This is a genomic window from Salinibacterium sp. NSLL17 (genome assembly GCF_015864935.1).
Classification (GTDB): domain Bacteria; phylum Actinomycetota; class Actinomycetes; order Actinomycetales; family Microbacteriaceae; genus Rhodoglobus.
Window position 1 is genome coordinate 65,117 of the sequence record NZ_JADYWH010000001.1, and the last position, 15,771, is coordinate 80,887.

Sequence of the window (15,771 nt, forward strand, 5' to 3'; positions counted from 1 at the left end):
GTGAGTCGATGACTGTGACACCGACACTGGTGCAAGAAACTCAACCGGTCGCGGTCGGTGAGCTCCCTTTGGTTCCTCCAGGACGAGCGCGCTTATTGCGCACCCAAGCCAAGAAGCTTGTTCCCACCACGGACGCGATCAGCAGCGTTCCTGTGATGACGTTGATGACGTCAGACGTGACGTTGGCGAGCCGAAGTGCGCTCGCGAGGGTTCCGATGAGCAGCGCTCCGGCGAGTACACCGGGAAGAGCGCCACGACCACCGAAGATCGAGACCCCGCCGAGAAGCACGGCGGCGATTACCGACAGCTCAAGGCCCGTCGCGTTGTCGCCACGAGCGCTGCCGAAGCGAAGGGTGTAATAGATCCCCGCGAGTGCCGAGACGATACCGCTCAGCATGAAGAGGATGAACTTGGTGCGTTCGACGTTCACGCCCGAGAAGCGAGCTGCCTCAGGGCTGAGCCCGATCGCGAAGATGCCCCGGCCGAAGGTTGTGAAGTGGAGCAGGATGCCGAACACCAGTGCCAGCACCACGATCAGAATCACCACACTGGGGATCGCAGTGTCGCCGATCTTGGACTTAGCGAGGTCAGTCCAGAACTTGTTGAACTCGGTAACCGCGGTCGTGCCGAGGAGGCCCACAGCGAGCCCGCGGTACAGCGCGAGCGTGCCGATGGTCACGGCAAGAGACGGAAGCCCCACCATAGTGATGAGCGCTCCGTTGATTGCACCGGCGATGAGACCCACCAAGAGCGCGACCAGCGCAGCAGCAGGAATCGGCACCCCATTTTGGTGAAGCACACCGACGGTGACACTCGACAGACCAACAATGCTGGCCACCGAAAGGTCAATCTCGCCCGTGATGATCACGAGGGTCATGGGCAGTGCGATCAAAAGAATGGGCGCAATGTCGAGGAACAGGTAAGTGATCGTGATCGGCTGAGCGAAGGCCCGCACGGAGATCATCGAGACGATGATGACGAGGGCGAGGGCGCCGATGACGGCGGCTTCGCGGGAGATGAGGAGACGGCGCCAGAGGGGCTGAGAGTAGTCGCGGTACGTACGTGCCGCTGTGGTGCCGGTCATGACTCGTCCCTCATTTCCAGTAGTTTGCGAGATTGTCGAAGCGCGAGGACGCGGTCAAGCACGATCGCGCCGATGATGAGAACGCCGACCACCGCTCGTTGCCAGAAGTCCTGAACGCCCAAAATCGGCAGCGCACGGTTGATGGTGAGCAAGAGGAACGCACCGATTGCGGCGCCCCAGACCGTTCCGCTGCCACCGAAGATGGCGACACCACCGATCACAGCAGCACCGACGGCCTGCAGCTCAAGGTTGACTCCGGCTTGGGAACTCACGGTTCCATAGCGGGCGGCGTAGAGAACACCGGCGAGCCCGGCAAGAGCTCCCGAGAAAACAAACGCAACGAGAACGCGCTGAGTGACCTTGAGCCCGTAGAGGTTCGCGGCTTCAGGATCGGACCCGATCGCGTACAACTCGCGACCGGCGCGCTGCGTGCGCAGGAACCATCCGGCAGCCACCAGCACAACGAGGGCGATGATGGTGAGCCACGGGATTCCGAAGAGCGAACTCGTGCCGAGGCTCAAGAACGCGGTCGGAAGGTCCGAACCGTTGATGCGGTCGCTACCGGTCCACAACACATTGATGCCGCGGTAGGCATACAACGTGCCCAGAGTAATGACGAGTGCCGGTACTTTCGCGAACGCCACCAAGGCACCGTTGATAAGCCCTAAGAGGCCACCGAAGACGATTCCAATGAGAAACACCGCGATGATCGGGATGCCAGGCAGATCAATGAAGAGACGGCCGGTTAAGTAGGCCGTGAGCCCCAGCACTGAGCCGACCGAAAGGTCGACGCTGCGCGTGATGATGACGATCGCCTGGCCGACCGCAAGAAGCAGCAGGATCGACGGTGTCAGCAGCAGGTCCCGAAAACCGTCAGGGCTGAAGAGGAACGTAGGGTTGCGCGCTGTCGCGACAACCACCACGAGGATGAGCGCGATCATAATGCCGGTCTCGCGCGCCTTGATCAGTTTGCTGAGGACTCTCATGAGGCCACCTCCGCGTGGGTTGCGGCGAACATGACGGACTCAGCCGTGGCATCCGCTCGATCAATTTCTGCCGTGATGCGACCTTCGTGCACCACGAGAACTCGGTCGGCCATGCCCAATACTTCAGGCAGTTCGCTCGAGATCATGATGATGGCGAGGCCCTCAACGGCGAGTTCGGAGAGCAGACGGTGCACTTCGGCTTTCGTACCCACGTCGATTCCACGGGTTGGTTCGTCGACGATGAGCAAGCTCGGGTTAGTGGCAAGCCACTTAGCCAGCACCACCTTCTGCTGGTTTCCCCCGCTGAGGGTGCCGACTTCGGTATCGAGCGCCGATGTCTTCACTTCAAGTTTTTGAGCCCAGGTGCGGGCGCTCGCGTTCTCCACGGCACTCGTAATAAAACCGAACTTGGCCAGTGCTGAGCGAATAGCGAGCGTCGCATTCTTACCGACGGATGATTCGAGAACGAGCCCTTGGCGACGACGATCCTCTGGCACGAGCGCAAGCCCGAGGTTCATGGCTGCGGCCGGATTGCGTTTCGGAACGCGCACTCCGTTGATGGTGACGGTGCCCGCCTTGTAGGGATCGACTCCGAAGATGGCTCGTGCGATCTCGCTGCGGCCGGCCCCGACGAGCCCCGCCAGCGCGACGATCTCACCGGAACGAACCGAGAAGCTGATGTCGTGGAACTCGCCCGGCTCGGTGAGCCCGGAGACCACAAGAACTTCGTCTCCGATGGGAGCATCGATCTTGGGGAACAACTCTGCGACATCACGGCCGACCATTTGACGAACGATCTCGTCTACGGTCGTCTCGGCAATGGGGCTGGTAGCGATGTAGGCACCGTCGCGCATGATGGTGACGGTGTCGCAGAGTTCGAAGACTTCCTCGAAACGGTGCGAAATGAAGAGGAGCGCCCGGCCTTCGTCGCGCAGGCTGCGGGCGACGGCGAAGAGCCGTTCAACCTCAACGCCGCTGAGGGCGGCGGTCGGCTCATCCATCACGAGCACTTTGGCGTCAAGGGAGATGGCTTTTGCGATCTCAATGATCTGCTGATCAGCGATTGAGAGCCCCTGGGTGGGGCGATCAGGATCGATGCGCACTCCAAGGCGTTCAAAAAGGCCGAGTGCTTCGGTATGCATCTTCTTGCGATCGATGCGCCCGAGCGACTTGACGGGCTGGCGACCCATGAAAATATTCTCGGTCACCGACAGATCAGGAAAAAGCGTCGGTTCTTGGTAGATGACAGCGATGCCCGCGCTCTTGGACTGAGCGGTCGAGGTGAAGTCGACGGTTGTGCCTTCGAGAGTGAAGTCGCCGCCATCGCGCTGGTAGAGACCGGCGATGATTTTCACCAGGGTGGACTTGCCCGCGCCGTTTTCTCCGACGAGAGCGTGAATCGAACCGGGGTGCAGCGCGAGGGTTCCGTCGGTCAGCGCGACGACAGAACCAAAAGTCTTGGCGATGTGTGAGAGCTCAAGCGTCGGTGCGCTTGGCTTCGTGCTTATCGACATCGTTGTCTACCTCGTTGTAATAGATGAGCTTAAGTGAAACGATTCACTGCTGTTCAGAAACGATAGGTGGCGATCACTGTTCCCGTCAAGTCCAGCCATCGAATTGGGCATACTCTGTGATCAGAAATGCCGGAACTGCGGTTATCCTCGAGCCTTTTCGCGGGATAGCGCCGCACGCCCCGCTGCGGCCGAGGGCGCCAACCGATCTACCAGAAGGAACAAAATGACTCGCGTGTGCTTCCAATTACAGGTTCGACCAGAGCGACTCGACGAGTACCTCGAGCGCCACACCGCGGTCTGGCCTCGAATGCTCGAGGTGATCGCCGCATCCGGCCGCCGCAACTACTCGCTCTTCGTGCGCCAAGACGGAATGCTCATCGGCTACTACGAAACGGACTTCGTAGAAGCGTCGCAGGACTACCTCGATCGCAGCGAGATCGCGGCCAAGTGGGAAGCCGAAATGGCCGAGTTCTTTGTCGCGCTCGACGGGCGGCCCGACCAAGTCGCGACGACACTCCCCGAAGTTTTCAACCTCGACGACCAGCTCGCCGCCGCGCGCTAGACAGCGTCGACAGCGCTAGCCGAGGTAGAGCGACGCACAACGAGCTCCGGCTGAAACTCGACGTGACGCGGAGCAGCCTCAGGGTCTGCGACCTCTTCGAGCAGGATCTCAAGCGCAGTGTGCCCGATCATCCCGGCCGGCTGACGGATCGAGGACAGCGGAACCACTGCGGCTGACGCGAAGTCGATATCGTCGTAACCAATGAGGGCGATGTCCTCAGGAACGCGAACGTTCGACCCCTGCAGCATCAGCGCTTGCAGCACTCCCATTGCCACCAGGTCGTTCGCCGCGAAGATAGCGTCAGGTTGCTCGGAGCGGGCAGCAATAGCCGCGCCGGCCTTGCGCCCCGCAATCACGCTGAGCGAGTCGAGCGCGACTACCTCGAGAGAAACACCCGCTCGCGACTGCACTGCAAGTTCTGCACCCTCGAGTCGGTCAGCGACCTGGCGGATCGAGAGCGGCCCACCGACGAACACGATGCGAGTGCGGCCTTCGGCAATCAGATGTTCGACCGCCATACGGCCACCGGCTACGTCATCGACCGTGACCGAGCTAAAGCTTCGATCGGGGCTTGCCCGGTCGACCAGAACGGCGGGAATGCCGCGCGCACGCAGTGCCCTGAGTCGGGCGCTAATGTCACCAATCGGCGAAATCAGCACACCATGGGAGCGCTGCTGCTCGAAGAGTTCTAAATAAGCCTGTTCACGCGCCGGGTCTTCATCGCTGTTGCCGAGAATGACCGAGAGGCCTTCTTGACTTGCCCGCGTTTCTGCGCCGCGGGCGACATCCGTAAAGAAGGGGTTGCGCACATCAAGAACGACAAGGCCAACAGTCTTGCTGTGGCCATCGCGCAGTTGCCGGGCCGCGTCGTTCCGAACGAAACCGAGCGCCTCGATCGCATGCTGGACTTTCGTGACCGTTGCTGGCGCGACTTTCGACGGGTGATTCATCACGTTGGAGACGGTGCCCACCGACACTCCCGCATGCCTGGCGACATCTTTTACGCTGACCCCGCTCATGCACTCCCACTTTCTCAGCCGCGTTGCTGACTAGCTTTTTGAATCGTTCAATAGTGGCACGAAATCGAACCACCTTGACGAAAACCCACACAAGACCTTATTCTCGATCTGAACAGTTAAAACGATTCAATGAAGAGTTGATGAGTGAGACACAGCCACTCGCTGCCCGAGTGTGCCCCGTCATCGCTTCGCAAGAACAAAGGACCAGCAGTGACCAGCTTCAGCTCAATCGCACCCCGCCTCGAAGAGCAGGCCATCGAGCTCCCGTCATGGGCCTTCGGCAACTCGGGCACACGATTCAAGGTTTTCGGCACCCCCGGCACTCCCCGCACTCCGGAGGAGAAAATCGCGGATGCCGCCCAAGTCAACAAGTACACGGCACTGTCTCCGACGGTCGCCCTGCACATCCCGTGGGACAAGGTCGACGACTACAGCGCACTGCGCAGCTTCGCTCAAGACCACGGTGTTGACCTCGGAACGGTGAACTCCAACACCTTCCAAGACGACGACTACAAGTTCGGTTCGCTCACTCACGTCGACCCCACGATTCGCCAGAAGGCCATCGACCACCACTTCGAGTGCATCGACGTCATGGACCAAACCGGGTCACGCGACCTCAAGATCTGGCTTGCCGACGGCTCCAACTACCCCGGCCAGGCCGACATCCGCGGTCGCCAAGATCGCCTCGCCGACTCACTTGAGCAGATCTATGGTCGTCTCGGGCAAGAGCAGCGCATGGTGCTCGAGTACAAGTTCTTCGAACCCGCTTTTTACCACATGGATGTGCCGGACTGGGGAACCAGCTACGCCCAAGTAGCAGCCCTCGGCGAGCGCGCTCTCGTGTGCCTCGACACCGGCCACCACGCGCCGGGCACCAACATCGAGTTCATCGTGATGCAGCTGCTGCGCCTCGGCAAGCTGGGTTCGTTCGACTTCAACTCGCGCTTCTATGCCGATGACGACCTCATCGTGGGGGCGGCTGACCCGTTCCAGTTGTTCCGCATCCTGTACGAAGTGGTTCGCGGCGGCGGGTACGGCACCGATAGCGGTGTGGCGTTCATGCTCGACCAGTGCCACAACGTCGAAGACAAGGTTCCCGGACAGTTGCGTTCGGTACTCAACGTTCAAGAAATGACGGCGCGTGCGCTTCTTGTCGACTCGGATGCTCTGACTGCAGCCCAAGAGGCGGGCGACGTTCTCGGTGCCAACGCCATCATGATGGATGCCTTCTATACCGACGTGCGTGCTGACCTCGCCGCGTGGCGTGAATCGCGCGGCCTACCTGCCGACCCGATGGCAGCGTACGCGGCATCCGGCTACCAGCAGAAGATCGCGGACGAGCGTGTTGGTGGCGTTCAGGCTGGGTGGGGTGCCTAAGCCCCCGAACTAGCCTGCGGCCAGCAAATATGGGGTGTACGCTTACTCTGGGTTTGGTTCATTGAATCAAAGGCAGCGGAAGGCGCAATGGCGAACATTCGGGACGTAGCACGGCACGCGGGAGTGTCGGCGGGTACGGTCAGCAACGTACTCAACCGACCGAGCTATGTCAATGCGGCCACCCGCGAAAAGGTGTTGAGCTCAATCAAAGAGCTCGAGTTCGTTCCGGTTGCCAACGCTCGCCAGTATCGACCCGGACGCGAGCGAACCCTCGGGTTCGCTCTTGCCGACATGGGCAATCCTTTCTTCGTCGACGTTGCCCTCGGCGCAGAAGCTGCCGCTAAAGAATTTGGCGTTGGCGTGGTGATAGTTCACAACGGCGAAGATCCCGCCCGCGAACAGCAAAACCTCGATCTTCTGGTGCAGCAGCGCGTGCACGGCATCATGATCACCCCGGTTGATGAACGCAACCCGCGACTCGAAGAACTTATTGCGCGCGGAGTGCCCGTGGTCTACGTCGACCGCATTTCAGGCGATCATCCCTGCTGCTCACTTGCCACAGACGACTTCGCCGGCGGAAAGCTCGCCGGGGAACACCTCTTCGACCTCGGACACTCGCAGATTGCCTTTGTGGGCGGATCCGCCATCTCCCGCCAGGTTGATGAGCGCTTCGATGGGCTCATCGCCGCCGCAACGAAGGCAGGGCTCTCCCCGTCAGACATCGAACGCATCGACGTTCCGTCGTGGAAGTTCGCCGAAGGCCGTCACGCCGGCCGACTCATCGCTGAGCGTCCGCGCGATGAACGACCGACTGCGGTGTTCTGCGCCAACGACATGCTCGCCCTCGGCGTGCTTCAAGAGTTCGTGCTCGACGGCATCTCGGTGCCCGACGAAATCTCAATTATCGGCTTTGACGACCTCGATTGGGCCAGCGCCGCCACGGTTCCCCTCACGACCGTGCGCCAGCCGCGAGAGGAACTCGGCCGCACCGCGGTGCGGATGATTCTTGACGAGATCGAACAGGGCGCCGCCCACGAGCACGAACACGTTATTTTCGCGCCGGAGCTCGTCGTGCGAGCATCCACTGGCCCCGCACCGAAGCTACGGAACGTCGCACCAAGCGCGCTGCTTGTCTGACGTTTCGACCGCCTCGATCACTTTCTGAATCTCCCACGCTTCTCGGAAGTCGGGTGATGACGTTGTGCCCGCTGCAATCGCATCGATGAACTTCTTGACCTCAAAGATCTTGAGTTCGTGGAGCCCAATATTGATGCCAGACATCGGCCACAGGTCGGCATAGTCGCCGTGGCCCTCGCCCAGCTCGATCGTGCGAAAACCGTGAGTGCTGAGGCCATCCGAATCTAAGGACACCTCCAGCTTGTGGCTATCCTGCTGACTGAAACGGATTGCTCCGCGAGTGCCGGTGAGCGTAAACGACACCTCAAAGGCACGCCCGACCGCCACGCGGCTGGCGTGCATCGAGCCAATGGCTCCGTTCGCGAACTCGAGCAGGGACAAAGAATAGTCATCGTTATCGACAACGTGACGGACGCCATCCGCGTCAGTGCGTTCGGGAACAACAATCTTTGTCATGCCGCTCACTCGTGCAACGCCCCCGACGAGATGGCGGGCGATGGAGATCATGTGCGAACCCAGATCGCCCAGCGCTCCCCCGCCGGCCCGTGACCGGTCGGTGCGCCACGTAAACGGCACGTCCGGGTCGATCATGGTGTCGGCGCTGAAGAAGCCGGTAAAGGAAATGATTTGGCCAAGCTCGCCTGCGTCAACAAGGTGACGGGCAAGGGCGATGCCGGGGTTTTGCAGATAGGTGAAACCGACCTGCGTGGTGATGCCTGCTGCTTCAGCGGCCTCGGTCATCGCGAGCGCGCCCTCGACCGAGAGCGCTAGTGGCTTCTCGCACCACACGTGTTTGCCCGCGCGCGCTGCAGCGATAGCGACTTCTTCGTGGAACGCATTAGGCGTCACGATATTGATGACATCGATTTCGGGGTCGTTGACGACGTCCTTCCACGAGTCGGATGCCCGCTCGAAGCCATATTGAGCGGCCGCTGTTTCAGCTCGAGCCAGAGTCGGATGAACAAGCGTGACAAGCCGCGGTTCGAGCGGCACGTCGCCGAAGACAGCACGCACATTTCGCCATGCCATCGAATGCTCTTTCGCCATCAACCCGTCACCGATGAGGCCGATCCCAATGGTCTTTACCGCCGTGCTAGCCATGCGCTTGTTCTCCTCTTCATTAAGGAATGGGATTAAGAACGTGGGGCCACGCTTCTCAGCGTGGCCCCACCAATTCTTGCTCGCTCTCGACTTAGAGAGCAGGCTCCAAGTCGTCAACGTTGTTGATGTCGACGATGGTGTTCTCCAGCGGAACCATTTCAGGAACGGTTTCGCCCTTCATCACGGAGATGAGGGTTTCAATGGCAAGCTCACCGTTGCGGAAAGGAGGCTGAAGGATAGTGCTGTACTGCTTTCCATCACGGATGTTCTCGAAAGCGCCTTCTTCACCGTTGATACCGACGACGATGGGAACGATGTCGAGTCCGCTCTCTTCCAGCGCCTGCAGGAAGCCCTTGGCCATCGTGTCATCCTGAGCGTAGACACCCTTGATCTGGTCACCGAACTTGGTGATGAGGTCGCGCGAGGCTACGAGTGCCTTCTGCTGGTCGAAGTCGGCGTTGACCGTAGCGAGGATCTCGAGTCCCGAGCCCATGCTTTCGAGCTCGTCGACGAAGCCAGCGCTGCGAGCGATCTCGGTACCGTTTCCAGCCTGACCGGCGATGACAACGATGCCACCAGTGCTGTCGAGTGCGCCGTCAAGCTGTTGGGCGCTGATCTTGCCCTGGTCGTACTTGTCAGCACCAGCAAATGACTGGATGAGTTCCATCGACTCGTCACCAGCGCGGGTGTCGATAGCTACGACGGGGATGCCCTCCTGCTCAGCCTTGAGCAGTCCGGGCAGGTAGCTGTTCTCGTCTGCTGGCCAGAGCAGGATGCCGTCAACGCCGCGCGAGACGCACGAGTTGAGCTGTTCTGCCCCGGTCTGGGCCGAGAACTCTTCACTGACGATGGTGAGCTCAACGCCGGCTGCATCAGCAGCGGCCTGAGCGCCCTCGTTGGCGGGAGTGACGTAGGGGTGCGAGTTGGCGAGCGTGATGTAGCAAATGCTCTGGCCTTCGACACTGCCTGCGTCGCCGGATGCTGAGTCCGTGCCTGTATCGGCGGCGGTGCAGCCTGCTACTGCGAACAGAAGCGTGGCAGCGGCCGATGCGACGAGGATATTACGACGTGCAATCATGCGGTCCTCCTAGGAAGTGGTGTGTTTCTTGGTGCGACCCTCACGCTTCTCTGCGCGCGGGAAGATGCGCCGCCATGTCCGGAGACAATGCGGTCGAGGCTGATCAGCAGGATCAGCAGAAGGCCGGTGTAGATGGCCTGGGTGTACGACGGAACCCCGTTGTATTCGAGGGCTGTCGTGAGTGCGCCGAGGGCGAGAACACCGCCGAGGGTGGCGAGCGAGGATCCGCGCCCACCTTCGAGTCGGGTTCCACCGATGACGACGGCGGTAATCGCGGGGATCAGCATCACGGCGCCGGCAACAGGCGACCCTGCAGCCGTGCTCAGTGATTGCATCATCCCGGCAAGCCCGGCAAAGAAGCCCGACAGCACGAAGGATGCCGCGATGTAGCCGTTAGCGTAGATACCGCTCGAGGTAGCTGCGCCCGCATCGCTTCCGACGGCGTAGAGGTTGCGGCCAGTGGGAGTGAGCTTCAACCACACGAACATCAGCACGGCAGCGGTCAAGAAAATCGCCGATCGTGGGGTGAGTATCCACAGAAAGTCAGCAGTCAACGGGAGACCGAAGATCGGGTCTTCCGAACTCAGCGGGTAGGAGTTGGTCAGCAGCAGCGCAAGCGAAGCGAAGATCAATAGTGTCGCCAAGGTGGCTACGAGTGAGTTGATCTTGAACACCACGACCATCAGAGCGTTGATCGCTCCGATCAGTACACCGACCGCGACTCCGGCTGCGGCCGCTGGAACGTTACCGATGACGGGCTGCATGAAGATTGTCGTGATGCCTGCCATCGACATCATCGATCCGATCGAGAGGTCGATCTGGCCGGCGATCAGCACCGGGGTGAGCCCCAGCGCCAAGAACCCAACGACCGTTGCGCGGTCGAGTACCGACTGCAGTGTGTTGACGGTGAGGAAGTCGTCGAGGCTGAGGCCACCGAAGACGGCGACAGCGACCAACATGATGACGAGGCGGTATTGCACCGCACGGGTGCCCAGTAGAGCAAAGTCGAAGTTTTTCACAGTCTTCCTGCCTTCCGACGAAAGTACGCGTCGATGCCGACGGCGGCGAGCACAATGGCGCCCGTGATGAGTCCGGTTGCTTGGCTGGGAAAGCCGAGCAAGATGATCAGGTTGCCGATGAGCGCGGTGATGAGCACGCCGCCAACGGTGCGCAACACGCTTCCGTTGCCGCCGAACACGCTCGTTCCGCCGATTACCACTGCGGTGATAGCGACGAACTCGTAGCCGGTGCCGATGATGGGTCGCGCTTGACCGTTGCTAAGCGCAAGAAGCACTCCGCACAGCCCTGCGAGAAAGCCGGTCATGGCGAACGCTGCGGCTTTGGTAAATCGCACGGGAACCGCGCTGGCCTGAGCCGCTTGATAGTTGCCACCAACCGCCAAACTCCACCGACCAAACGAGGTGCGGGCGAGCAGCGGATGCAAGATCAGCGCCACGAAAATGAAGATCCAGATGAACACGGGGATGCCCAGGATGCTGCTCTTCACGAAGGTGGAGAGGGCGCTCGGCTGCGCGTAGACGATGCCCCCGCCGACGAGCAGTTGGCTGAGGCCAAGTAACACTGAGCCGGTGCCGAGCGTCGCGATGATGGGGTTGATCCGCAAGTAGCCGATCAGGATGCCGTTGACGACACCGCCCATGCTCGCGACAAGCAAGCCCATCAGTGCAGCGAGGCCAGTGCCCATCGACTCTTGAGCGCCGAGGGTAACGAGCGCGCCCATAGCGACGTTGGCGGGAACTGAGAGATCGGCGAGACCTCCCGAGACCATCACGAAGGTCATACCGAGCGCGATGAGACCTACGGCCGAGTTGGCGTTGAGCACGTTGGTCAAGTTGTTGACCGTCAAGAACGACGGCGATGCTAGTGACCCAATGACGACGAGAACCAAGATCGCGATCGGAATACTCAGCGTGCTGAAGAGTGCTCCGGGCGTTTTGCTCTTATCGAGACTTTTCGCGGGTGCGACGAGCTGATTCATGCGGCCACCTCCTGACCTGTTGCGGCGCGCATGACCGACTCTTCAGTGGCATCCGCGCGGGAAATTTCGGCCGCGATAGCGCCTTCGTGCAAGACGAAGATGCGGTCACAGACAGCGAGCAGTTCGGGCAGTTCAGAGCTGATCATGAGCACTCCGCCGCCGTCTTGAGCGAACTCGCCAATGATGTGGTGGATGTCGGCCTTAGCTCCCACATCGACACCACGGGTGGGCTCGTCGAGGATGAGCAGCTTCGGTTCCGACAGCAGCCACTTGCCCAGAACCACCTTCTGCTGGTTTCCTCCGCTGAAGACATTGAGCGGACGCTCAACCTGAGGCGGATTGACCTTGAGGCGGTCGGCGAGCTCGGTGACGATCTTGCGTTCCTTGCCTAAGAAGATGAGGAACGCGTTCGTGATCCGGGTAATGACCGGCAGCGTGAAGTTTTCACGAACCGACAGCCCGGGGATGATGCCTTGACCTTTGCGGTCTTCGGGAACCAGTGCGATTCCAGCAGCTACACCCTGGCGGGGTGAGCGGATCTTGACGGTCTTGCCGCCGAGAGTGATGGTGCCCTCCTCCAGCGGATCGAGTCCGAACAGGGCGCGAGCAACTTCGGTTCGACCTGAGCCAACAAGGCCTGCGAGCCCGACGATTTCGTGCTTGCGAACATCCAGCGATACATTGTCGAACTGGCCGGCACGCGAAGCACCAGAGACAGTCAACACTTGCTCGCCGAGCTCGAGATCGAACTTGGGGAACATTTCGTTGAGGTCGCGACCGACCATGAGACTGACCATCTCATCCGGGGTGATTCCAGCCACGTCCCGAGTTTCGATGTGACGTCCGTCGCGAAGAACCGTTACGCGGTCGCCAATTTCCATCACTTCTTGGAGGCGGTGGCTGATGTAAATGATCGCAATGCCGCGGTCACGCATTGTGGTTATGACATCGAAGAGAACGCGCGTCTCTTTGTCGCCCAGCGACGAGGTGGGTTCGTCGAACACGACGACGTTGGGCTGGCGCGCAACAACCTTAGCTATCTCGACCAACTGCTGCTGGCTAATAGAGAGGTCGCCCAAACGTGTACCGGGGTCAATGTCGGTGTCGAGTTCACGCAACACCGCTTCGGCCTTGGCGTTCATCGCGCGGTAGTCAACAAAAGGACCACGCTTGGGCATGGCGCCGAGACTGATGTTTTCGGAGACCGATAGGTCGGGCACCAAATTAAGCTCTTGGTAGATCATGCCGATTCCGCGGCTGCGAGCTTCGCGCGGCGTCCAGTGAATAGCCTTGCGGCCACCGACCTCGATCTCTCCTTTATCGGGCTGGTAAAAACCCGCGAGGATCTTCATGAGCGTGGACTTGCCAGCGCCGTTCTCTCCGACGATGGCATGCACCTCGCCCTCGTTGATTTCCAGATCAACGTCTTGAAGCGCCATCACGCCAGGAAAAGACTTGGTAATTCCGGTCATCCGCAGAGCGATTGCTGGTGTCGACTCGGTTGTCATACTGAACTCCCCTCATCGCGAACACCGTCGGATTCGTTTATTCGCTGAAGTGTGAATCGCACACTGTAGCGGACGCTCTCCCCAGCGGGGATCGAGCCAAGCTCGCCTGCCGCTCGAGCTGCGCTGCGTCCGAAAACATTGGGCGTGTTGGTTGGTTCGATGCCCAAGGCGTAGTGGCCCTGCCCCACCATCTTCCATTGGAAGAGCCACGGAAGCTCAAGGCCAGAGAATTCGACGATGAGCTCCACACCGAGATCGGGGTTGGATACTCGAACCTGCGCCGACGGCTGGTCGCCAATCGTGTGGCGGAATACTTGCTCGGCGAATCCGGGAGTGGGCGCCGCACCGGTCTGCCAGGCGTCGATCCCCTTCTCCCCCTCGGCGTCGCGTGCGACGGTTTCGCGGGTGGGGATGTCGACGATGGTGCTCTCCGACAGCAGCGGCCATCCGAGATTGATGTGGTACAAAATCATGTGCGGCTGCTCGGCGAATGACTCATTCGTCACGATGTCTTCGAGCAGGAACGAATTCGCGCCAACCTCAGCAGAGATGACTCGGTGTAGCGTCAGGTTCTCGCCGAAAACGGCGGCCTGACGAGTGACCGCTTCGACGACAACTTCGCGGTCGTTGGCTTCGGCTCGGATAACGCGAGCTTTCTGAGCGCCAATCCGGCCATGCAGCCCCAGGGTTTGCCCCGCATCTTCCCCGGCCGGCCCGAACGTGTCGAGGCCGCAGGTCGCCAGTAGTCCACCGCCGAAGGTGCGGAGCCATCCCGCGCCCTCCGGCTCAAACGCCTCGGGGGAGGTAATTTCTGTGGGCGAGATCCACGCGATGGGAATTCCTTCGAATGTCACCTGCCCGATGTCGAGCGCACGGTCAGGATGAAGTTCGATCTCGATCCCGCTGCCGTTCACCATCCGTAGACGGCGCGCACCTCGCGCGGGCCCTTCGGCCTCCACGAAGCTGTCGAGGCGAACGACCTGAGAGAGCGAACCTATGCGCTCTCTCAGGGCCGTTGTCTCGCGACCAAAAACGTTAGACATGGAGTCCCAATTCGGCGTTCTCGGGACCAAAGTGCTTGAGAATGACGAGGTCCTGAGTAGACGAGCGGTTGGTGATGGCGACTCCGGCACGAGCAGCGGACTCGGTGACGAAAAACTCGTCTTGGCTTAACTGACCGAACCGGATGAGCGTGGCGGCAGCGATGTCGTGGTTACCGAGCGTTCCGGTTCCCTGCACGGCGATGAGGCCGTAGGCATCAGCATCGGTCACTGTCACGGACTGGCCGGGGCGCACCGTCAGCTCCTTAGCGCTGAAGTGCGGCGAGCGGAAGACGATCCACTTCTCGACGTAGGCAATCTCACCATCGGCGAGCGACTGCGCGGTTGAGTATGGCGCCATGAACCGGTTGGTCACGAAGTTGGGGTCGATGTTCTTTTCCCAGTCGAGCAGGGAAATGATGAAGTCGTAGTCGCCGTGGTGCTCGGGCGGAACGTCTTTCCAGAGGAGTTCCTCTGGCACTTCGCGGTTATTGCTCCACGACTCGCACATGCAGAAAACGTCGCAGGCGGCCTGGGGCTCGTAAGTACAGATGCTTGCAGGCGCGTGCAGCACGCCGGAAGGGATGTCCCAACCGGTGCCGAGCTGGGTGCGGTAACCACGGGCCAAGTCGGTGATGCGGTTATCCCCGCCGTCGGCGAAACGCATGAGGCGCGCCTTGACCTGATCGGTCGTTACTTCGGGCTGGAACCCGAGGAATGAGATGGGCTGGTCGCCCAAGTGGTTGTTCATGTGAGGCGAGTAGTAATAGGCCTCGGGCTTGCCGGGCTTGTTGACGAGCGCAGCCTTTTCGTCGGTGTGATGCACGTGGAAGGGCAGCGCCTGCTGGTTGTCGAAGAACTTCGAGTACATCGGCCACTTCTCGTGCTGTGTCCACAAGCGCTCACCGATCGCTTCGCCTTTGTGGTGTCCGACGAACTCGTCGAACGGGAGCAGTGCTCCACCATCCGGGTCAACAACGAGGCTGAGGCCTTCGTTGGCACCGGTGAGCGGGCCGTTGTCAGCGCGAACAGCGGAGGAGAGCCAGCGCTCATCAATGCCACCGCGACCCTGCGCGAAGGGGAAGTAGTCATCCGGGTGAAGGCGGATGCGACGGCCAGGGGTGCAAAACGCGCGGGGAACCCAGGTGGGGGCGAGCTGAACAATGCCCTGCCCTGCTTCCAAAGCGCGATCCATTCCGGATGCGCTGGATGCGACGTTCTCGTACGCTCCGTCGACCATGTGCGATTCTCCTTCTTCCGAGCCAGTGCTGCAGCTGGGCGAATCGCACAGGCTGCTCTGCCTTATCAAGTTCATATCTGGTTCAATGAACCGGTGTTCAGTGAACCTATCATTCGTTACGGGACA

General features: G+C 60.7%; 14 protein-coding genes. 3 read left to right on the top strand and 11 right to left on the bottom strand.

The annotated features are described in order from the left end of the window. Positions 1-40: 40 nt before the first annotated feature. The 3 genes from I6E51_RS00350 to I6E51_RS00360 are packed head-to-tail and all read right to left on the bottom strand — an operon-like array spanning position 41 to position 3,584. Complete coding sequence (locus tag I6E51_RS00350; protein WP_197107032.1) at positions 41-1,084, bottom strand: ABC transporter permease; 1,044 nt, start codon at positions 1,082-1,084, stop codon at positions 41-43. Beyond that, complete coding sequence (locus I6E51_RS00355) at positions 1,081-2,070, bottom strand: ABC transporter permease (RefSeq protein WP_197107031.1); 990 nt, start codon at positions 2,068-2,070, stop codon at positions 1,081-1,083. The genes I6E51_RS00350 and I6E51_RS00355 overlap by 4 nt, the downstream gene beginning before the upstream one ends. After that, complete coding sequence (locus I6E51_RS00360; RefSeq protein WP_197109074.1) at positions 2,067-3,584, bottom strand: sugar ABC transporter ATP-binding protein; 1,518 nt, start codon at positions 3,582-3,584, stop codon at positions 2,067-2,069. Before I6E51_RS00360 ends, I6E51_RS00355 begins: the two co-directional genes overlap by 4 nt. A gap of 223 nt (positions 3,585-3,807) precedes the next feature. Here I6E51_RS00360 and I6E51_RS00365 point away from each other — a divergent pair, with 223 nt between their 5' ends. Next, positions 3,808-4,146, top strand: coding sequence for an L-rhamnose mutarotase (locus I6E51_RS00365; RefSeq protein WP_197109075.1), 339 nt, complete (start codon positions 3,808-3,810; stop codon positions 4,144-4,146). On the opposite strand, the gene I6E51_RS00370 is transcribed toward I6E51_RS00365, so the two are convergent. Continuing rightward, positions 4,143-5,165, bottom strand: coding sequence for a LacI family DNA-binding transcriptional regulator (locus I6E51_RS00370; protein WP_197107028.1), 1,023 nt, complete (start codon positions 5,163-5,165; stop codon positions 4,143-4,145). The two genes, I6E51_RS00365 and I6E51_RS00370, sit on opposite strands and share 4 nt — an antisense overlap. Positions 5,166-5,375: 210 nt before the next feature. Here I6E51_RS00370 and rhaI point away from each other — a divergent pair, with 210 nt between their 5' ends. Together rhaI and I6E51_RS00380 are read left to right on the top strand one after the other, a co-directional pair. After that, positions 5,376-6,542: an L-rhamnose isomerase gene (gene rhaI / locus I6E51_RS00375; protein WP_197110096.1), complete on the top strand. Its 1,167-nt coding sequence runs from the start codon at positions 5,376-5,378 to the stop codon at positions 6,540-6,542. Positions 6,543-6,629: 87 nt separating this feature from the next. Next, positions 6,630-7,679, top strand: a complete 1,050-nt coding sequence (locus I6E51_RS00380) for a LacI family DNA-binding transcriptional regulator (RefSeq protein WP_197109076.1) — start codon at positions 6,630-6,632, stop codon at positions 7,677-7,679. On the opposite strand, the gene I6E51_RS00385 is transcribed toward I6E51_RS00380, so the two are convergent. The 7 genes from I6E51_RS00385 to I6E51_RS00415 form a co-directional block, all read right to left on the bottom strand. After that, a complete protein-coding gene (locus I6E51_RS00385) occupies positions 7,644-8,780 on the bottom strand; it encodes a Gfo/Idh/MocA family protein (RefSeq protein ID WP_197107026.1) in 1,137 nt (378 codons plus the stop codon). The genes I6E51_RS00380 and I6E51_RS00385 overlap by 36 nt on opposite strands. Before the next feature lie 91 nt (positions 8,781-8,871). After that, positions 8,872-9,858, bottom strand: coding sequence for a sugar ABC transporter substrate-binding protein (locus I6E51_RS00390; protein ID WP_197107025.1), 987 nt, complete (start codon positions 9,856-9,858; stop codon positions 8,872-8,874). After that, on the bottom strand, positions 9,855-10,877 hold the full coding sequence (locus I6E51_RS00395) for an ABC transporter permease (protein ID WP_197109077.1): 1,023 nt from the start codon (positions 10,875-10,877) through the stop codon (positions 9,855-9,857). The genes I6E51_RS00390 and I6E51_RS00395 overlap by 4 nt, the downstream gene beginning before the upstream one ends. Then, entirely contained in the window at positions 10,874-11,857 is a 984-nt protein-coding gene (locus I6E51_RS00400; RefSeq protein ID WP_197107023.1) for an ABC transporter permease, read from the bottom strand. The genes I6E51_RS00395 and I6E51_RS00400 overlap by 4 nt, the downstream gene beginning before the upstream one ends. Next, positions 11,854-13,365, bottom strand: coding sequence for a sugar ABC transporter ATP-binding protein (locus I6E51_RS00405; RefSeq protein WP_231599609.1), 1,512 nt, complete (start codon positions 13,363-13,365; stop codon positions 11,854-11,856). Before I6E51_RS00405 ends, I6E51_RS00400 begins: the two co-directional genes overlap by 4 nt. Then, positions 13,362-14,408 carry an aldose 1-epimerase family protein gene (locus tag I6E51_RS00410; protein ID WP_197109078.1) on the bottom strand — a complete coding sequence of 349 codons (1,047 nt, stop codon included), beginning with the start codon at positions 14,406-14,408 and terminating at the stop codon, positions 13,362-13,364. The genes I6E51_RS00405 and I6E51_RS00410 overlap by 4 nt, the downstream gene beginning before the upstream one ends. Next, positions 14,401-15,645: a hypothetical protein gene (locus I6E51_RS00415; protein WP_197107021.1), complete on the bottom strand. Its 1,245-nt coding sequence runs from the start codon at positions 15,643-15,645 to the stop codon at positions 14,401-14,403. The genes I6E51_RS00410 and I6E51_RS00415 overlap by 8 nt, the downstream gene beginning before the upstream one ends. Positions 15,646-15,771 lie beyond the last annotated feature (126 nt).